The sequence below is a fragment of the Paraburkholderia sp. SIMBA_027 genome (assembly GCF_046535315.1).
In the GTDB taxonomy this organism is placed as follows: domain Bacteria; phylum Pseudomonadota; class Gammaproteobacteria; order Burkholderiales; family Burkholderiaceae; genus Paraburkholderia; species Paraburkholderia tropica.
The window spans coordinates 17,733-35,905 of record NZ_JAWRWY010000001.1 but is presented as its reverse complement, the minus strand read 5'-3'; the positions used below and the strand labels follow the sequence as shown (position 1 = coordinate 35,905).

17 protein-coding genes are annotated in these 18,173 nt (G+C 65.5%); 5 read left to right on the top strand and 12 right to left on the bottom strand.

Annotated features, from left to right (window positions below):
- Positions 1–26: 26 nt before the first annotated feature.
- The 4 genes from SB764_RS00160 to SB764_RS00145 form a co-directional block, all read right to left on the bottom strand.
- The gene (locus SB764_RS00160) at positions 27–1,352 is read right to left on the bottom strand and encodes a type II toxin-antitoxin system HipA family toxin (RefSeq protein WP_321869313.1); all 1,326 of its coding nucleotides are present in this window, start codon (positions 1,350–1,352) and stop codon (positions 27–29) included.
- A 3-nt stretch (positions 1,353–1,355) separates the two neighbouring features.
- The gene (locus tag SB764_RS00155) at positions 1,356–1,619 is read right to left on the bottom strand and encodes an XRE family transcriptional regulator (RefSeq protein ID WP_065059197.1); all 264 of its coding nucleotides are present in this window, start codon (positions 1,617–1,619) and stop codon (positions 1,356–1,358) included.
- Between the two features lie 131 nt (positions 1,620–1,750).
- Entirely contained in the window at positions 1,751–3,127 is a 1,377-nt protein-coding gene (locus tag SB764_RS00150; protein ID WP_065059196.1) for an LLM class flavin-dependent oxidoreductase, read from the bottom strand.
- Positions 3,128–3,289: 162 nt separating this feature from the next.
- On the bottom strand, positions 3,290–4,852 hold the full coding sequence (locus SB764_RS00145; RefSeq protein WP_183040241.1) for an MFS transporter: 1,563 nt from the start codon (positions 4,850–4,852) through the stop codon (positions 3,290–3,292).
- A 281-nt stretch (positions 4,853–5,133) separates the two neighbouring features.
- On the opposite strand from SB764_RS00145, the gene SB764_RS00140 reads away from it, so the two are divergent.
- Positions 5,134–5,970: a MetQ/NlpA family lipoprotein gene (locus SB764_RS00140; protein WP_110328936.1), complete on the top strand. Its 837-nt coding sequence runs from the start codon at positions 5,134–5,136 to the stop codon at positions 5,968–5,970.
- A gap of 176 nt (positions 5,971–6,146) precedes the next feature.
- On the top strand, positions 6,147–6,527 hold the full coding sequence (locus SB764_RS00135) for a DUF427 domain-containing protein (protein WP_065059193.1): 381 nt from the start codon (positions 6,147–6,149) through the stop codon (positions 6,525–6,527).
- A gap of 72 nt (positions 6,528–6,599) precedes the next feature.
- On the opposite strand, the gene SB764_RS00130 is transcribed toward SB764_RS00135, so the two are convergent.
- Positions 6,600–7,964, bottom strand: coding sequence for an MFS transporter (locus SB764_RS00130; RefSeq protein ID WP_410862188.1), 1,365 nt, complete (start codon positions 7,962–7,964; stop codon positions 6,600–6,602).
- Between the two features lie 382 nt (positions 7,965–8,346).
- Positions 8,347–9,348 carry a transcriptional regulator FtrA gene (ftrA, locus tag SB764_RS00125; RefSeq protein ID WP_110328934.1) on the bottom strand — a complete coding sequence of 334 codons (1,002 nt, stop codon included), beginning with the start codon at positions 9,346–9,348 and terminating at the stop codon, positions 8,347–8,349.
- 99 nt (positions 9,349–9,447) lie between these two features.
- Here ftrA and SB764_RS00120 point away from each other — a divergent pair, with 99 nt between their 5' ends.
- On the top strand, positions 9,448–9,879 hold the full coding sequence (locus SB764_RS00120; RefSeq protein WP_321904028.1) for a rhodanese-like domain-containing protein: 432 nt from the start codon (positions 9,448–9,450) through the stop codon (positions 9,877–9,879).
- Here SB764_RS00120 and SB764_RS00115 read toward each other — a convergent pair.
- Positions 9,876–10,382 carry a universal stress protein gene (locus tag SB764_RS00115; RefSeq protein ID WP_074986818.1) on the bottom strand — a complete coding sequence of 169 codons (507 nt, stop codon included), beginning with the start codon at positions 10,380–10,382 and terminating at the stop codon, positions 9,876–9,878. The genes SB764_RS00120 and SB764_RS00115 overlap by 4 nt on opposite strands.
- A 199-nt stretch (positions 10,383–10,581) precedes the next feature.
- On the opposite strand from SB764_RS00115, the gene SB764_RS00110 reads away from it, so the two are divergent.
- Positions 10,582–10,887, top strand: a complete 306-nt coding sequence (locus SB764_RS00110; protein WP_110328931.1) for an NIPSNAP family protein — start codon at positions 10,582–10,584, stop codon at positions 10,885–10,887.
- Between the two features lie 101 nt (positions 10,888–10,988).
- Positions 10,989–12,509, top strand: coding sequence for a GGDEF domain-containing protein (locus SB764_RS00105; protein ID WP_373681703.1), 1,521 nt, complete (start codon positions 10,989–10,991; stop codon positions 12,507–12,509).
- A 277-nt stretch (positions 12,510–12,786) separates the two neighbouring features.
- Here SB764_RS00105 and SB764_RS00100 read toward each other — a convergent pair whose 3' ends face one another.
- From SB764_RS00100 to oxlT, 5 genes are all read right to left on the bottom strand, one after another.
- Entirely contained in the window at positions 12,787–13,098 is a 312-nt protein-coding gene (locus SB764_RS00100) for an HU family DNA-binding protein (protein WP_161495561.1), read from the bottom strand.
- 143 nt (positions 13,099–13,241) lie between these two features.
- The gene (locus SB764_RS00095) at positions 13,242–14,624 is read right to left on the bottom strand and encodes a glutamine synthetase family protein (protein ID WP_311681314.1); all 1,383 of its coding nucleotides are present in this window, start codon (positions 14,622–14,624) and stop codon (positions 13,242–13,244) included.
- Positions 14,625–14,762: 138 nt separating this feature from the next.
- A complete protein-coding gene (locus SB764_RS00090; protein ID WP_065059185.1) occupies positions 14,763–15,323 on the bottom strand; it encodes a helix-turn-helix domain-containing protein in 561 nt (186 codons plus the stop codon).
- Between the two features lie 45 nt (positions 15,324–15,368).
- A complete protein-coding gene (locus SB764_RS00085) occupies positions 15,369–16,658 on the bottom strand; it encodes an NAD(P)/FAD-dependent oxidoreductase (protein ID WP_110328928.1) in 1,290 nt (429 codons plus the stop codon).
- Positions 16,659–16,753: 95 nt separating this feature from the next.
- The gene (gene oxlT, locus SB764_RS00080; protein ID WP_065059183.1) at positions 16,754–18,064 is read right to left on the bottom strand and encodes an oxalate/formate MFS antiporter; all 1,311 of its coding nucleotides are present in this window, start codon (positions 18,062–18,064) and stop codon (positions 16,754–16,756) included.
- Positions 18,065–18,173: the final 109 nt, after the last annotated feature.

Here is an 18,173-nt window from a genome sequence, read left to right as displayed (position 1 = left end):
TGCGCGTCGCCAGTCGCTCGCGCGGTTTATTCCGCGAGCCGTTGCGCGGAAAAACGCAAACCGTCGAACAGTTTTGCGGCGACGCGCTCCGGAAATCCCGCAGGCAACGCCGCGCTCACGGTTTCAATCGCGGCGGGCGTGCGTTCGATCAGTCGATCGATCATTGATTCGGCATCCGAACCATAGTGACAAAGCTGCGCCGTGGCATTGAAATGCGCGCGCTTCACGTCGCGCATGCGGTAGTGCCGGCTCTTGCCCCACACCGCCATCGCCAGCGACGCCTTGTGCCACGACCACTGATTGCCGCCGTCGCCGGCCACGGGCCAGATCGACATCACGTCATAGAGCGGCGCGAGCTGAAAGCGCCCGCCCGGCAGCAGACGCAGGCTGAAGTTCTTCGCGTGGCCATCGGGCGCGGCCATCATCCAGTAGACGATCTGCGCGGCGAGAAACGTGTCGATATCCGCGCGCGCCTGTTGCGACTGACGCAGCAGATCGGCGATCTCGCGCACGCCGGGGCCGCCGTCGGTTTCGTACTTGAAATGCGGCGCGACGCCGAGCGCCTGGCAAAAATCCTCCTGCGGCAGGCGCAGCAACGCGCCCGTGCGCGAGACGGCGCGATCGAAGCGCTCGACCGCGAGCACTTTCTGCGCGCCGAACGTGGCAATGCGCGCCGACGACACCGGCAGCCCGTACGCCGCGAGCAGCGCGAGACACAGCCACTCGTTCTCCACCGAGGTGTTGAAATCGACCTTGCGATGGCCGATCAGGCCGAGCGGCAGCTTGAGAATGTGCGTGGTGGGCGTGGCGCCGTGCGGCAGCAGCCAGCGGCCTTCGTGATGGAGCAGCGCGGTTTTCTCCTGCGCGCCCGCCAGCGAAATGCGCAGCGGTTCGTCGTCATCGTCGTTGCCTGCGGGCAGCGCGCCCGCCGTTTCGAGCAGCAGCCGTTCGATGTCGGCCTCGTCGAGCGGCGTGCCGTCGATACGGCCCTGCGGCTCGGGCGTTTCGTCTTCGTCGAGCAGTTGCACCGCGCCCACGCAGTCGCGCCCGATCGCCTTGAGCAGATCGAACGCGTCGATCGACCCGGTGCGAAAGCGCGCGGCAATGCGGCGGCGGATCGGCATGCTGTCCGGCAGCAGATTGTCGAAGTAATGATGGACGCGCTCACCGCGCAACGGCCGCTCGCCGACGCCGAACGGCAGCGAGAGCGACAGCGGCCGCCCGGCTTCCGAGACCTTCCAGGCGGCGTCGTAACGCAACTCGGCTTCGCCCGTCACGCCGAGCGTCCAGGTGCCGACGCGCTCGCCGTTCGCCCAGATCGACAGGCTGCTCGAATGCGATTTGCGGCCCATGCGCTACCACTCCAGCCGGTCTTCGCGCGCCTCCAGCACCCCGCTGGTGTCGCGCGACTGCACGCACAGTTCGAGTCCGTAGAGCGAAAGCAGCGTGAGCATCTGGGCCAGCGAGATGCTGGCCGTGCCGGTGGTTTCGAGCGCCGACAGGCGCGGCTGGCCGATGCCGAGCGCGCTCGCGGCCTGCGCCTGGGTCAGGCCGTATTCTTTTCTGGCCGACAGCAGGATTTCGGCGAGCGCCGCCGGCGTATTGACGATGATCTTCATGGGATATTCCTGTGAAGCATAAAGCGATTATATGCCTGTGAGGCATAAACTACAAATATCGCTGACACGCATAAACAGGAAATATCACTGACGCTAATATTCAGGGCGCGATAACTCGCCCGCCGCCGGCCTCAAACCGTCTCCGTTTCCTTGCGCCGGAAGCCCGCGCCGGTGTGACGATCGGGCAGCGTATCGCCCGCGCCGAACAGCTTGTGGCGCAGCGAGCCCGGCTCGTAAGCGGTTTTATAGAGCCCGCGATTCTGCAACTCGGGCACGATCAGATCGACGAAATCCTCGTAGCTTTCGGGCACCACCGTGCGGCTCAGATTGAAGCCGTCCACGCCCGCTTCCTCGACCCACGCCTGCAACTCGTCGGCCACCTGCGACGCGCTGCCGACGATGGCCGGATAGCGTCCGCCCAGCTCGAACATCTCCAGCAGCGAACGGCGCGTCCAGCCGTGCTGCTGCGCCGTGCGCGTGGCCGACTCGATGGCGTTGCCGGGCGTGTAATCGACCGGCGCGTCGAGATCGTATTGCGCGTAGTCGATGCCCGTGCTCGCCGCGAAGTGCGCGAGACCAGCCTCGCGGCTTGCGTACTGGCGGTAATCCGCGTACTTCTCGCGCGCTTCGCGTTCGGTCGCGCCCGGCACCACCGCCGCGCCGACGAACACCTTCACGTCGTCGGGACGGCGCCCCGCGCGCACGAGCTGCTCGCGCAGCGCGCGCACCGTTTCGCGACCGACCGCGCGATTGGGCGGCGAAATGAACACGCATTCCGCGTGGCGCGCGGCAAAGCGCTGGCCGCGTCCTGAACTGCCGGCCTGAAACAGCACCGGCGTGCGCTGCGGCGACGGCTCCGCGAGATGATAGCCATCCACGTCGTAATAACGCCCCTTGTGCTGCACGCGATGCACTTTCGCCGGATCGGCATACACGCGCCCGGCCTTGTCGCGCAACACCGCGCCCGCTTCCCAACTGCCTTCCCACAGTTGATAGAGGACGTCCAGATATTCGTCGGCGCGTTCGTAGCGCTCGTCGTGCGGCAACTGCTCGCGCACGCCCATCGCGCGCGCCGCGCTGTCCAGATAGCCCGTCACGATATTCCAGCCGATGCGCCCCTGCGTCAGATGATCGAGCGTGGAAAAGCGCCGCGCGAGCAGATACGGCGCCTCGTAAGTGAGATTGACCGTCACGCCGAAGCCCAGATGCTGCGTAGCCGCCGCCATCGCGGGCACGAGCAGCGTGGGATCGTTGACGGGCAGTTGAATCGACTCGCGCAGCGTGACGTCGACATTGCGCTGATAGACGTCGTACACGCCGACGATATCGGCGAGAAACAGCCCGTCGAACAGGCCGCGTTCGAGCGTGCGCGCGAGATCGGTCCAGTACGCGAGTTGGCGGTAATCGGCCGAGCGGTCGCGCGGATGCGTCCACAGACCGTGATTGATATGGCCCACGCAATTCATGTTGAACGCGTTGAGCAGGATCGGCTGTTTCGTCTTCGGCATGACAGGAGGGCTTCGAATGGACCGGAATGCGCCTCGCCCGCGCGTCGCGCCGGGCGAGTCCAGCGGTCATTTGAACAGCCCGTGCCGCAATCCCCTACTAGAAAATCCGCGATTGCATATGAGCTTTTCGGCTATGCGCGATTGGCGCCGATGTTTTTATGCTCAGCCGCGCATGCAGGCGGGGCAATCGTCGGCGCGTCGCGCGGTGTCGCCCGCTTGCGGCGTGTAATCCTCGCCGTCGATGTCGTAGCCCGACGGCTCCCAGCGAATCGCCAGCAGCACGAGCAGCGACGTCAGCGGCGCGACCGCGATCACCCAGAACACCTTCGTGCCGAGCGCCGCCGCCAGCACCGGAAAGAGAAACAGCGAAATGGTCGACGACGAGCGCACGAGCGTCTGGTTGAACCCCACGCCGATGCCGCGCAGCGAAGTCGGATAGCTGAGCGACGCATACGTCATCGAATGCGAGCCGGGGCCGAAACCTTGCCCGAACAGATAGGCGCCCAGCAGCAGAATCGCGAGCGCGACGAACGCACCGCTCGACGGATGACCGATCAGCGCGAGTCCGACCAGCGCGCTCACCTGCAACGCGTGGCCCGCCACGGTCATCTTCCACGCCCCGATGGTGGGCGCGGTGCGCACGCCGATCAGGCCGCCGACGAAGGCGAACAGCAGATTGAGCAGCAGCGAAGCGACGATAGTGGTAAGCGGACCCTGTTTGAAAAAGCTCGCGATGATGACCGGCAAGCCGAAGATGATCGCGTTATAGCCGAACGACGAGGCCGCGCCGATGGTGGCCGCGAGGATCGTGCGACGCCGATAGGTGGCGTTGAACAGCACGCCGTAATTGCGCCACGAGGCGGCGCGCGGCGTGTGCTGCGCGGGGTTGGCATCGTCGCGCTCGACCACCGCATCGACGCCCCACGAACGTTTGAGAATGCGCGCTGCGCCTTCCAGATCGCCCTGATTCGCGGCCCAGACCGGCGACTCGCTGATATAGCGGCTGCGCACCGCGATGATCAGCAGCGCCGGCACCGCGCCGAACGCGAGCGTCAAACGCCAGAGCCAGCCCGCGTGATGCGCCGGCAGAATCGCGTAGAGCGCGAGAATCAGCAGATAGCAGGTACTCGTGGCCGCGTACCACGCGGGGCACCAGGCGGCCACGCTCGCCGCCTTGTTGCCGCGGCCCGCCACGCGCGAGAACTCGGCGAGAAAGGCCATCGCCACCGGCAGGTCGAGCCCCACGCCGAAGCCCATCAGGAAGCGCGCGCCGCCGAGCACCCACGCATTGGGCGCGAGCCCGGCCGCGATGGCGGCGACCACGAAGAACAGCATGTCGGCCATGAAGACGCGATAGCGCCCGATGCGGTCGGTCAGATAGCCGCCGAACAGCGCGCCCAGAATCGCGCCGAACGTGATCGCGGCGGAAACCACACCGACCTGAACCGGCGAAAGCGCGAATTCGCGCGCGATGTCCTTCACGCCATAGGCGAGCGAGGTGAGATCGTAGGCGTCGAGAAACACGCCGCCGAGCGCGATGGCGATCACCACGCGCGCCTTGCTGCCCGTCTGCGCCCCTTCGTTGACGATGCGCGCGACGTCCTGCGCCGAGCGGATGACGGGGCGCGCGTGCGGCGCGGCGGCGTCGCTCCATGTATCGACGTGACCGGCTGGATCGGCACGATCGGTACGGTCGGCATGAGCGGGGACGGCGACGGTCGACATGAGGGGAATCCGGACAAAGTGACAATCGAAGCATCGTAGTCATCGCCCGGTCCGTGGCAAAACGACGTATACGCATATGCTTCGCGCGAGACGTGCATTGCGCGATCGCCCCATAGCACGCGCCATCGCGCCCTGACCCGGCCCTTCAATCCCCCGTAAGCACGCGCCGCGATGTGCTTATCAGCGTGCGTGCGATAACGAACGTGCGCGAAATTGGTTGGACGCGGCCCGCGCGCGCCCTAGCATCGCCCCATCTTTCACTCCGCCACGGGCGCACGCATATGAACAAGAACAAACGAACCCTGATCGCCGCGGGACTCGCCTCGCTGACGCTCGTCGCCGGTCTGTTCGGGCCGCTCGCCTCGACGGCGCAGGCGGCGCAGACGCTGCGCGTGGGCATCATGTCCGGCGAGGACGAAGACGTCTGGCGCGTGGTGGCCGCGAACGCCGCCCAGCACGGCCTCGACATCAAGGTGACGACGTTCTCCGACTACACCCAGCCCAACGAAGCGCTGTCCGAGCACGATCTCGACGCCAATTCGTTCCAGCACAAGCCCTATCTCGATGCGCAGGTGGCCGCGCGTCACTACACCATCGTGCCGGTGGGCTTCACCTACGTGCAGCCGATCGGGCTCTACTCGCGCAAATATCCGTCGGTCGCGGCGCTGCCGCAGGGCGCGACTATCGGCGTCCCGAACGATCCGAGCAACGAAGGCCGCGCGCTGCTGCTGTTGCAGGGTCAGGGTCTCATCAAGCTGCGTAGCGATGTCGGCCTGCTGCCGACGGCGCGCGATATCGCCAGCAATCCGAAGCAAATCAAGATCAAGGAACTCGATGCGGGCATCGTCGGGCGCGCGATTGGCGACCTCGACGCCGCCGTGGTCAATACCGACTGGGCGATCAAGGCCGGCATCCGCATTCCGCAAGAGCGCATCGCGCAGGAAAAGGTCGATGGCAGCCCGTATCGCAACTTCATCGCCGTCAACGAGAAAGATGCGAACGCGCCGTGGGTGAAGACGCTCGTGGCCAGCTACCAGCAGCCGAACGTGGCGGCGAAGATTCTCGCCGTCTATCACGGCGTGACGCTGCCCGCGTGGAACGGCGCACCGCAGCAGTAAGACGCACGGCCGTCATCCGTTTGTCATGACCGGGCGGCGTCCTGCCGCCCGAACTCGCAGTGCGGCGTGCCGCAAGCGGCCATTTCGACTTCGCCCTACACTGGAGCGAGCGCCACACGCGGCAATCGCCACGGCCGTGCGCCCAATGCCCACTGCCGACTGCGAGGAGCCGCGTCATGCAAACCAGATCCGTCAAGATTCCCGGCCCGGACCATCCGATCACGATCGAGCTGCTGGCGAAGCACGTGGTCGTGAAGGTCGCGGGCCATGTTGTCGCCGACACGCGCCGCGCGCTCGAACTGCGCGAGGCGAACTACCCGCCCGTGATCTACGTGCCGCGCGAAGACGCGGACATGTCGCTGCTCACGCGCACCGACCACACCACCTACTGCCCCTATAAGGGCGACTGCGCGTACTACTCGATCGTGCCGGGCGGCGAGCATTCGGCCAACGCGGTCTGGACCTACGAGCATCCGCATACGGCCGTCGCGGAGATCCAGAACCATCTGGCGTTTTATCCGGATCGCGTGGACGCGATCAAGCAGCTCGACCTCTGAGCGCGCCGCGCCAAACGCGGGCGCGATTTCCTCATACCCGGCGATACGCGAATCCGCCGGCGATCGCGCCGTTCAACGCGCCCTGTCCGGCGCCGGTACGCCGATCAGCAACGCCGCGCCGCTCGCCACGAGCAGCGCGGCCAGTATGTAGAGCGCATTGTCCATGCTGCCGGTATGCGTCTTGATGAGGCCAATGGCCCACGGACTCACGATGCCGCTCGTAATGCCGATACTGCTGATCAGCGCGATGCCCGCCGCCGCGGCCTTGCCGGAGAGATACGCAGGCGGCACGGCCCAGAAGATCGGCAGCGCAGCGAAAATCAGCACGGCGGCCATCGAGAGAATCGCCATCATCGCCGCGAAGCTCGCCAGATGCAGCGTGAGCAGCGAAAGCGCGACGCCGCCGCCCACCGTGCACGCCGCGAAGTGCCAGCGCCGCTCGCCGCGCCGGTCCGAGCGACGCGCGATCAGCATCAGGCCCACCGCGCCGACCGCGTTCGGAATCACCGTGTAGAGACTGATCGCGAGCACGTCGTGCACGCCGAAATCGCGGATCATCAGCGGCATCCAGAAGTTCAGCGTGAGCGACGCGCAGGTCAGCGAAAAATAGATGAACGCGAACAGGTAGACGCGCGGATTGCGCAGCGCCGCCCCGAACGAACGCGAAGCGTGCGCTGAATGTGCGGAATGTGCCGACGATGCGCCCTCGCGCTGCGCAAGCAGTTGAGCCTTTTCAACGTCGCTGAGCCAGCGCGCCTGTTCGGGGCCGTCGACGAGCCAGAACGCCGCCATCAGACCGAGCAGCACGGCGGGCAGTCCTTCGATCGCGAACATCCAGCGCCAGCCTTCGAGTCCCATGACGCCGCCCATGTCGCGCATGATCCAGCCCGACACGAGGCCGCCCAGCACGCCCGCCACCGCCACGCCCGCGAAGAAGATCGAGAACACCGCTGCGCGCCGCCGCGGCGGGAACCAGTAGGTCAGGTAAAGCACGATGCCCGGAAAAAAGCCGGCTTCGAACACGCCGAGCAAGAAACGCAGCGCGTAGAAATGCGTAGGCGTGTGCACGAACATCATGCAGATCGACGCGATCCCCCACAGCAGCATGATGCGCATGAACGTGCGGCGCGCGCCGAAACGGGCGAGCAGCATGTTGCTCGGCACTTCGCACAGCACATAGCCGATGTAGAAGATCGCCGCGCCGAGTCCGTACATGGCGTCGCTGAAACCGAGATCGTGCTTCATCTGCAACTGCGCAAAACCGATGTTGATGCGGTCGAGAAACGACACGACATAGCAGACGAACAGAAACGGAATGACGCGCCACGCGACCTTGCGGAACAGCAGGTCGTCGCTGACGCTCCCGGCGCCCGAAGCATGGGCGGCTGGCGCGAGCGGACGCTCGGACACGCGGTCCGAGATGATCGATTGAGGCATGGGCCTGTCTCCAGACATTGTGGCGAATCCCGTGCGGCGGGTCTTCGGTAGCCGGCGTCTGACGCGCCGTACGCACACAGCAACCGCACTGACCGCGCTTAACGTGCGCGGCCCGGTGTGGCGACTGTGCGGCCATCATAGGAGTGGCGCATTTTATTTGTCAATAGCAAATCAATTAGCCAACTACAAACATTATTTATCGGATGAATGCGGTGTGTCGGCCGGCATGCGTAGCGAAACGCCACGGGCGGGCGATGCAGGCGCCGGCGCGCAAGGACGTGTCTGCGTGAGGCGGAGGGACAGCCCGACCGGGCAAAAGAGAAGGACGATTCGGGCAGCCTGCGCCTACGCGCGCCACGGCCAGATCACCGGAAAATACCGATTAGCGAGCCTGACGACGCGACAACCCCGTGCGGCGCGCGCCACGCGCAAATTGCTCGCGATATGCCGCCGGAGTGGTGAGCGCGATGCGCCGGAAATGCCGTCGCAACGACTCTTCCGAGCCGAACCCCGCGAGTTCCGCGACGCGCTCCATGCTCAATGTCGGGCGCGCCTCCAGCAGATCGCGCGCGACGCTCACCCGCTCGCGCACGACCCATTCGTACGGGCCCATGCCGGTGGCGTCGAGAAATTGCCGTTGCAGCGTGCGCGGGCTCATCGCCGCGCGCGCGGCCAGCGACGCGACGCTATGTTCGAGGCGCGGATTCGCGCGCACCCAATCCATCAGCCGCGCAAGCGGACTGCTTTCATCGCGCGGCATCGGACGCGGAACGAACTGCGCCTGCCCGCCTTCGCGATGCGGCGGCACGACGAGCCGCTGCGCCACGCGATTGGCCACTTCGCCGCCATGATCGCGGCGCACGAGATGCAGCAACATGTCGATGCCCGCCGCCGATCCGGCCGACGTCAGCACCTGCCCTTCGTCGATATAGAGCGCATCGGCTTCCACCTGAAGTTGCGGATAGCGCTCCTGCAACGCCTCCGCATAACGCCAGTGCGTGGTGACGCGCTTGCCGTCGAGCACGCCCGCCGCCGCCAGCACGAACACGCCCGAGCAGATCGAACACAAACGCGCGCCGCGCGCATGGGCGGCGCGCAGCTTGCGCAGCAGCGCCTCGGGCGGACGCTCGTCGGCATCGCGCCAGCCCGGAATCACGATGGTCTGCGCGCGATCGAGCATGGCCAGCGTATAAGGCGCCGACACGGTCACGCCGCCCGCCGCGCGCAGCGGCCCGCGCTCGGCCGCGCACACGGCGAAGCGATACCACGCGACGTCGAGTTCGGGCCGTTCGAGCGCGAACAGCTCCGTCACGCAGCCAAATTCAAAGGTGCAGAGACGGTCGTAAGCCAGCGCGACGACGAGATGAGGAGCGGTGCGAGACATGGCGCGATGTTACCGGAAAATGACGATCGCGCCACTGTCGGCGAAGTCGCTGCGCACGCGACAATGCCTCACATCGACACTCGAATACGGAGCGCAACCATGACCGTTCAGACGCAGCTTTCTTCGCAGCCTTCCTCTCTCGTCAGCGAGATTCCCGCCGCCGCGAGCGCGGACGCGCTGACGCATTTCAGCGCCTCGCTGGCGTTCGAAACCGATTGCTGGGACGTGCATGCGGCGCTCGCCGATCGCAGCCGCCAGCCCGATTTCGTACTGCTCGACGTACGCAGCCCCGCGCTCTACGCGCAGGGTCACGTGCCGGGCGCGATCAACCTGCCGCACGGCAAGATCGTCGCGTCGAAGCTCGAAGCGTATGCGCCCGACACGCTGTTCGTGACGTATTGCGCCGGGCCGCACTGCAACGGCGCGACGCGCGGCGCCATCCGGCTCGCGCGGCTCGGCCGCCCGGTGAAGCTGATGATCGGCGGCATCACCGGCTGGCTCGACGAAGGCTTCGACCTCGAACAAGCCTAGCCGCCGGCTTCCGTCGATTCCTCGGCGGCGCCGCCGGTTTGCGCGGCGGCGGCGGCATCGTCGGCGCGCACCAATAGCACCGGACACGGCGCCTGACGCGCGACACGCTCGGCCACGCTGCCGAGCAATGCACGACGCATACCCCGCCGTCCATGCGTGCCGATGACGACGAGCCGCGCGCCGCAAGCCGCGGCCTCGCGCGCGACGCCGCCCGCAATGTCGTCGTTCAGGTTCGCGAGCTGGATCAGCTCCGTCTCGCAGGCCACGCCCGCCACCCGCGCCTGTTCGTAGGCTTCCCTCAGCAAGCGCCGCGCGTCGCCGCGCATGGCGTCCAGCAGATCGGCGGGCACATAGCCCGCGCCCATCCCGAACGGCGACACGGCGTCGAGCACGTGCACCACGCGCAGTTCCGCCCCGCAGATATCGGCGAGCCGGATCGCATGGGCGAGCGCGGCGCGCGACATCGCGCTGCCGTCGTAGGCGACCAGAATCCTTTCATACATCGCGTACCCTCCTCTCGTGTCGCGGCCGTTGTCTTTACACTTTTTGACTTTAGAGGCCGAGGAGAAGCGTGCGTTGACAGGTATCAAACAGATATCCGGCGCGCGTTCCGGATCGCTACAATCGTGCGCATCCGTCACACGAGGCGCGCGCCGATAGCTTTCACGGTGAGCCCTCCGCATTCGCACAAGGACCGCCGCCGTGATCACCTGCACCCTGCGTTACGTCATCGACCCTTACCGCCTGGCCGAATTCGAGACTTACGCCAGAATGTGGATTCCGCTCGTCGAGCGCTTCGGCGGCCAGCATCACGGCTACTTTCTGCCGTCCGAAGGTGCGAACAACATCGCGCTCGCGCTGTTTTCCTTCCCGAGTCTCGCGGCTTACGAAACCTACCGCGAGCGTTCGGCGACCGATCCCGACTGCCAGGCGGCCTTCGGCTATGCCCACGAAAACCGTTGCATCGTGAGTTATGAACGCAGTTTCATGCGGCCCGTATTCGGGTAGGATGCCGGATATCGCGCGCCTCGCAACACAACGACCCTCGCACCCAGCCGCCGCGCGCGGGACCGGGCGCGCTCCCAACCTCGCCACCACACCGCACCGCTATGCAACAAGGCACTCCGGCCACCGCCGCCAGCTTTGCCAATATGGGCGTCGACCTGCTCGACTTCTTCGACGTCACGCCCACCTCGTTGTGGCTCGAAGACTATAGCCAGTTGCGTGCGCTGTTCGAGCGCTGGCGGGCGGCGGGTGTCGTCGATATTCGCGCCTTTCTCGAAGAAGATCCGCGCCGCGTCGCCGAATGCTCGGCGTGCATCCGCGTGCTCAAGGTGAATCGGCACACGCTCGAGCTTTATGGCGCGAGCAGCCACGAGGAACTCACCGCGCGCCTCGCCGACGTGCTGCGCGACGACATGTTTCAGGCCCACGTCGGCGAACTCGAACAGATGTGGGCCGGCGAGCCGCGCTTCCAGAGCAAGAGCGTGAACTACACGCTCGGCGGCCGGCGCATGGACATTCTGCTGAACGGCGTGATCCTGCCCGGCCATGAGGCCGACTGGAGCCGCGTGCTGGTGGCGATCGAAGATGTCTCCGCGCTGGAAGATGCGCGTCAGCGCGCGGCCGCGAGCCAGCTCTACGCGCAGGGCATTTTCGAGCACGCGCCGGTTTCGCTGTGGGTTGAAAATTTCTCGGCGATCCGCGAATTGCTGGAAGAAGCGCGCATGCAGGGCATCGTCGATTTCCGCACGTTCACCGACGTGCATCCTGAGTTCGTCGAGCGGTGCATGAGCGAGATTCAGGTGCTCGACGTGAATCACTACACGCTCGGCATGTATCGCGCGCCCGACAAGGCCACGCTGCTCGCGCGCCTGCCCGACGTGTTCCGCGACGAAATGCGTCCGCATTTTCGCGAGCAGTTGCTCGATCTCTGGGAAGGCCGCCTGTTTCAGCAGCGCGAAGTCGTGAATTACGCGCTCGACGGCAGCGAGCTGAACGTGCATCTGCAGTTCTCGGTGTTTCCCGGCCACGAGGAAAAGTGGGATCTCGTGCTGCTCGCGCTCACCGACATCACCGCGCGCAAGAAAGCCGAGGCCTACCTCGAATTCCTCGGCAAGCACGACGTGCTCACGAAGCTCAAGAACCGCTCGTTCTATGTCGATGAATTGAACCGGCTGCAACGCAAGGGGCCGTTCCCGGTCAGCGCGATCGTGGTCGACATGGACAATCTGAAGACCGTCAACGACCAGCTCGGCCACGCGGCCGGCGACGCGCTGCTGCGCCGCGCGGGCGAAGTGCTTGCGAAGGCGATCCAGAAGCCGTATCACGCGGCGCGGATCGGCGGCGACGAATTCGCCGTGCTGATGCCGGGCGCCGACGCGCGCGATGCGGAAATCGTCGCCGACAGCATTACGAAACTCGTCGAGCTGAATAACCAGTTCTACGGCGGGCCGCGTCTGAGTTTTTCGCTCGGCTGGGCGAGCTGTGGGGAAGGTGAAAGCGTGGAGGGCATGCTGCGCGAAGCCGACGCCGCGATGTACGAAGCCAAACGCCAGCGCTACGAACTGCACCGAAACGGCGCGGTGAACGAGAGCGTGCGCGCCTCGGCGGGCAAGAACGAGGCATAACTGCACGCGTAATGGCACACGTAATGGCGCGTAAAGAACGCCGCGTAAAAACCGTAGCGTAAAACAGCGCGGCGTGAAAAAAGCCGCGCCAGAAATGCACACCGGGAGCAAGGCGCGACGCGCCCTGCTCCCGGCTTGAGATGCGTTGCCGCCCGAAGGCGTGCCACGCGGCGGAGGCAGACGACCTGTGGCCGCCCGCGCCCGCCTGGTTCGACGACGCGGCTAACCGGACTAATCAGCGAGCCAATCAGCGGCGGTCAGCCGGCGGCAGACGACATCACGACGCGTTGACGGCGTCCTTGAAGGCCTTGCCAGCCGTGAACTTCACCGTCTTCGCCGCAGCGATCTGGATTTCCGCGCCCGTGGCCGGGTTACGGCCGACGCGAGCGGCACGTTGGCCGGTCGAGAACGAACCGAAGCCGACGAGCTGCACGGAATCGCCCGACGTGACCGCCTTGGTGACCACTTCGAGGATCGCGTCGATTGCGGCTCCCGTGGCTGCCTTGGTCTCGCCCGTGCTTGCGGCGACTGCGTCAATGAGTTCCTGTTTGTTCATCTGCTTCCTGTGTTGAGTTGAGAAAACCTGCATACCCTACCGCACAAGGGCGAAACAGGCAAATCGCGTTGCATATCGAAACCTCCGGCACACGGGGCTTACACCGTCCTGCCGCGAGCTGGAACGAATCGTGCAGAGCGATTTTCCCGCCTAATTCATGACTATTTCGCGTATTTTCACAAAAACCACCGATATTCGCGTGCGTGGATGGCGTTCATGAAATCGAGATGGTCTTGCCGTTTATTTTCACAAAAAACCATCGTGAAGTCCTCGCCGAGCCCTTCCCGCACGCCCGCATGCGAGCGCATCGCGGCCACCGCCGAGAGCATGTCGCCCGGAAAATCGACGCCGCTCGCACGGTTTTCGTTGAGCGGCGCAATGGGTTCGTGCTGCGCATCGAGGCCGTATTCGATGCCCGCGAGAATGGCGGCGAGCACCAGATAAGGGTTCGCGTCGGCGCCCGCGAGACGGTGTTCGATACGCAGATTCGCCTCGTCCGACTCCGGAATGCGGATGCACGCATCGCGATCCTCGAAGCCCCAGCTCGCCCGGCTAGCCGCGTTGACCATCGCGCCGTAACGGCGAAACGCGTTATGGTTCGGCGCAAAAACCGGCATGCAATTTGGCAGCAGCGCGAGGCAGCCGGCCACCGCGTGACGCAGCCCGCGCCGGCCGTTCGCCGCGAGTGCGTTGCGGCCGGCGGCGTCGTAGAGACTCACGTGCACGTGCATGCCGCTGCCTGGCGCATCGAGCCACGGCTTCGACATGAAGCTCGCGCGATAACCGTGCTGCATGGCCACGCCGCGCGTGCTGCGGCAAAAGAGCGCCGACCAGTCGGCGGCACGCAAGGCGTCGTCGCAATGGCCGAAGTTGATCTCGAACTGGCCCGGCCCGAGCTCCGCCGTGATGACCGTCGCGTCCACGCCCTGCTCGCGCGCCGCGTCGACCATCTCGTGCAGCACCGGCGCGAAACGCGACAGGCGCTCGATATGCATGTTCGGTTGATCGTCCTCGTCGCCGCCGAGCGGATCGCGCGCGTGACGCGGCAGGCCCTCGCTGAGCTTCGCATCGAACAGATAGAACTCCAGCTCGAACGCGACGACCGGCCTGAGTCCGCGCCGCCGGAAACGTTCGAGCACGCGCGCGAGCACTTCGCGCGGTTCGAAGCCGATGGGGGCCGCCGTGCCGTCAGAGGTGATGAGCATCTGCGCGAGCGGCCGCGATTCCCAACGTACACGCTTGAGTGTGCCGGGCACGAGACGGCGCGGCGCGTCGGGATCGCCGTCGCGAAAACAATAGTCGCCGATCGGATACACGCCGCCCTGCGTGCCTAGCAGGATGCAGTTTTGCGGCAGTTTGAGCAGCGCGCCCGCGGCGACCTTTTCGAGCATGTCGATCGGATAGCGTTTGCCGTAGAAATGCCCGGGAAGATCGAGGCAGATCAGATCGACGTAACGCACGTCGGGATGCGCTGCGCGAAACGCGCGGACTTCGCGCAGCAGATCGGCAGCGTTGGCGGGTTCATGCGCAGTTTCATGGGCAGTTTCATGGACAGTCACTTCGATTCCCTCTTGTTCGTGTCGCGAGAATGACAATGTTTTTCGGGTTTTAGTTCGATATTTAATTCGGAGTACAAATAACCATGAATACGCCGCTACGCGACGTACGGCAGCTATCGCCGCCAGCAACAGGCGTAATTATGCAAACACCCAGAGCACGCGTGCGTTCTGTTCCGAGCGGTTCGCGTAGCTGAAACGACAGCGCGAGGGCAACTGGAAGCTGTCGCCGGCGCGCAGCGTGACTTCGTCGTTTTCGCCGTCGACCCAGATCGTGAGTTCGCCTTCGAGCACGAAACCGCCCTGCTCGTCGCTGTCGTCGACGGGACGCTCGCCGCTCGTCGCGCCCGGTTCGAGCAAACTCTCCAGCATCGAAAATCCGCCCGACGACATGGTCGGCGACACCAGCACGTCGGTAATGCCGCCGCCGTAATAAAGCGTGCGCCGCTCGCCGGGCCGCGTCACCCACGGCAGCGCGCGCGGCTTGCTCACGCTGTAAAAGTACGTGGTGGGCGTCTGCAGCGCTTCGCCGATCGCCGTGAGATCGGCCACCGTGGGCCGCGAGAGACCGCGCTCGACCTGCGAGAGAAAGCCCACCGAGCGCCCGATCTTCTGTGCGAGGTCGGACAGCGTCACCTTCTTGTGCTTGCGCAGATCGCGAATCAGGATCGCGAGACCTTCGATTTCTTCCTGCTTGTCCATGTGCATTCCATCGGGTCGGGCGGAATTGAAGCGCGGGCGGCGGCGCTAGACGACATCGCGCAGCCGATACCAAAGCTTGCCGAGCGCCTCGAGCGGCGCAGCGAGCGCGTCGCCGCCAGGAAAACGCGGATTATGGATGGCCTCGTAATGCGAGAGCAAGCGCGTGTCGCCGAGGATCGCGTCGGTCACCGCGCGCGCGGCGGCCAGCGTCGGCAATACGCCGTGGCCGGAAAAACCTTGCAGCCAGTACCGTCCGCGCGCATGGCCAACATCGGGCGTACGCCGGATGCTGATATCGATATGGCCGCCCCACGCATAGTCGAGCGCCACGCCGCGCAACTGCGGAAACGCGCGTTCGAGGCTCGGGCGGATCGCCGCGCGAATGTCTTTCGGGATGCCGCCGAGATAGGTGCACGCGCCCCCGAACAGCAGGCGATGATCGGGACTCAGGCGGAAGTAGTCGGGCACGAACTGGTTGTCGATCACACAGCTATTGCGCGGCAGCAGCGACTGCGCAAGCGACGGATCGAGCGGCGCCGTGGCGACCTGATACGTGCCGACGGGCAGCACGCGGCGCGCCAGATCGCGGTCGAGGCGATCGATATAGGCATTGCAGGCGAGCACGAGCGTACCGGCGTGCAGCGTGCCGTGCGGCGTCGTGACGACGAAACCGGCGGGCGTTTCGCGCCACTCGCGCACGCGCGTCAGCTCGAAAATGCGCCCGCCCGCGCGCTCGATGGCCGCCGCGAGACCGAGCGCAAGCTTGAGCGGATTCAGATGTCCCGCCTCGGGATCGTACAGCGCCGCGCGATAGCGGCGGCTGCCCACCCACTCGGGCATCTCCGCTTCGGGAATCACGCGCAGCGCGTCGTAGCCCCACTTCTGCTGCGCTTCGTCGCGTGTTTCTTCGAGCAGCGCAACGCGGCTGCGCTTCACGGCGGTCCACAAACTGCCCGGCCGATAGTCGATGTCGAAACCGTGACGCGCGGGCAACTCGCGCACTTCACGCGCGGCCCAGCGCATGCTGTCCCACAGTTCACGCGCGCGTTCGACGCCGAGCGAATGTTCGAGCGGGCCCATGTCGCAGGACCAGCCGAGCAGCGCCTGGCCGCCGTTGCGCCCGGACGCGGCCCACGCGACCCGGCTCGCCTCCACCAGCGCCACGCGCTTGCCCGCCAGCGCGAGCCGCAGCGCCGTGTGCAGGCCGCTGAACCCGGCGCCGACGATCGCCACCTCGGCGTCGTGATTGCCCTCCAGCGCGGGGCGCTCGGGCAACGCGCCCGGCAAGGTGCGGGCGTAGTAGCTGTCAACGTGTTGAGTCGATTCGACGAACATCGCGGCATCCGTGAAATTTTATCGGCCAATTTTCATGAAAAATTAGCACGACAATTTCACGGATGCAAATCGGGGACGCCCAAGGGCGTCGCCGATCAGTTCGCTGCGGTTTGCGCGCCCTGCTGCAGAAAGCGCGCGCGCATCGGCTTGAGCACGAACAGCGCGAGCACGGCGGTGACGATGTCGAGCGTGATCGCCGAGGCGAACACCGGCACCCAGCTGCCCGCATGCAGATGCAGCAGCGCTGCGAGCGGGCCGCCGAAGATCGAGCCGATGCCCTGCGAGATATAGAGCCAGCCGTAGTTCTCGGTCGCGTGGCGCGTGCCGAATGTGTCGGTCAGCGTGGACGGGAACAGCGAGAAGATCTCGCCCCAGCCGAAGAACACCACGCCCGAGAGCAGCACGAACAGCACGGCGTTATCGCGCGTCAGCAGCCAGAGCGCCATCGCGACGCCTTCGAGCGCAAAGGCGAAAAACATCGTGTTTTCACGGCCAAAACGATCGGAGACCCAGCCGAACAGCGGACGCGTGAGGCCGTTCGTGAAGCGGTCGATGGTCAGCGCGAGCGGCAGCGCGGCCATGCCGAACACCACCACTTTCGTGATGCCGAAGTCCGCCGCGAAGGTCGCCATCTGCGAGGTGACCATGAGGCCCGAGGTCGACATCATCGTCATCATGGCGAACATCAGCCAGAACAGCGGCGACTTCATCATCTGCGACGGACGCAGGTTCGGCACGCTTGCCGACGCATTCACGTTTGCTGCCGAAGCCGTCTGTGTCGGCGCAGCATCGCGCGGCACGCGCAGACCTTGCGAGGCCAGAAAGCCCACGACCGCAAACGCGATGCCGTACATCCACAGCGTCGCGTCGAGGCCGCGCGTCGCGAGCGAAGCCGAGATCGGGAACGTCGTGACGATCGCGCCCATGCCGTAACCGGCCGCCACGGCGCCCGCCGCGAAGCCGCGTCGATCGGGGAACCAGCGCACCATCAGCCCGACCACGCCAACATAAACGATGCCCGTGCCGAGCCCGCCCACAAGGCCGTACGTGAGGTAGAGCATCGATGTGCTCGTGACCAGCGAAGCGAGCACCCAGCTCAGCCCCGACATCACCGTGCCGAGAGAAATCAGCAGACGCGGGCCGAAGCGGTCGATCAGCTTGCCCTGAAACGGCGAGAAAAAGGTCTGCAGGATGATCAGCAGCGAGAACGTGACCTGCAGTTCGGGCAGCGGCACGCCGAGTTTCGCGGACAGCGGTTTGGTCAGCAGCGTCCACACATATTGCGGACTCGAAATGGCCATCATGCACAGCAGGCCGAGGCCGAGCTGAAGCCAGCGATTGTGCGTCGCGACGGCGTGCGTGCTTGCGGTGGTCTCCGCGCCGAGCGTCTGAATGCGTGAATTCATGTGTTTTCCCCGTTGAATGCGGATGAAAAAGGACGAGTGCCGCCCTCCGGTTCGGCACAACGCCGAACCGGATATAAAAAACAGTCGATGAGTTAACTCAGTGCATGCG

Bases quoted from the DNA above. Each gene is read 5' to 3' on its own strand.
- SB764_RS00085 (WP_110328928.1), bottom strand. From the start codon at position 16,658: ATGTTCGTCGAATCGACTCAACACGTTGACAGCTACTACGCCCGCACC.
- SB764_RS00120 (WP_321904028.1), top strand. From the start codon at position 9,448: ATGACCGTTCAGACGCAGCTTTCTTCGCAGCCTTCCTCTCTCGTCAGC.
- SB764_RS00100 (WP_161495561.1), bottom strand. From the start codon at position 13,098: ATGCAGGTTTTCTCAACTCAACACAGGAAGCAGATGAACAAACAGGAA.
- SB764_RS00155 (WP_065059197.1), bottom strand. From the start codon at position 1,619: ATGAAGATCATCGTCAATACGCCGGCGGCGCTCGCCGAAATCCTGCTG.
- SB764_RS00140 (WP_110328936.1), top strand. From the start codon at position 5,134: ATGAACAAGAACAAACGAACCCTGATCGCCGCGGGACTCGCCTCGCTG.
- SB764_RS00090 (WP_065059185.1), bottom strand. From the start codon at position 15,323: ATGGACAAGCAGGAAGAAATCGAAGGTCTCGCGATCCTGATTCGCGAT.
- SB764_RS00105 (WP_373681703.1), top strand. From the start codon at position 10,989: ATGCAACAAGGCACTCCGGCCACCGCCGCCAGCTTTGCCAATATGGGC.
- SB764_RS00115 (WP_074986818.1), bottom strand. From the start codon at position 10,382: ATGTATGAAAGGATTCTGGTCGCCTACGACGGCAGCGCGATGTCGCGC.
- SB764_RS00130 (WP_410862188.1), bottom strand. From the start codon at position 7,964: ATGCCTCAATCGATCATCTCGGACCGCGTGTCCGAGCGTCCGCTCGCG.
- SB764_RS00150 (WP_065059196.1), bottom strand. From the start codon at position 3,127: ATGCCGAAGACGAAACAGCCGATCCTGCTCAACGCGTTCAACATGAAT.
- SB764_RS00145 (WP_183040241.1), bottom strand. From the start codon at position 4,852: ATGTCGACCGTCGCCGTCCCCGCTCATGCCGACCGTACCGATCGTGCC.
- SB764_RS00160 (WP_321869313.1), bottom strand. From the start codon at position 1,352: ATGGGCCGCAAATCGCATTCGAGCAGCCTGTCGATCTGGGCGAACGGC.
- SB764_RS00135 (WP_065059193.1), top strand. From the start codon at position 6,147: ATGCAAACCAGATCCGTCAAGATTCCCGGCCCGGACCATCCGATCACG.
- ftrA (WP_110328934.1), bottom strand. From the start codon at position 9,348: ATGTCTCGCACCGCTCCTCATCTCGTCGTCGCGCTGGCTTACGACCGT.
- oxlT (WP_065059183.1), bottom strand. From the start codon at position 18,064: ATGAATTCACGCATTCAGACGCTCGGCGCGGAGACCACCGCAAGCACG.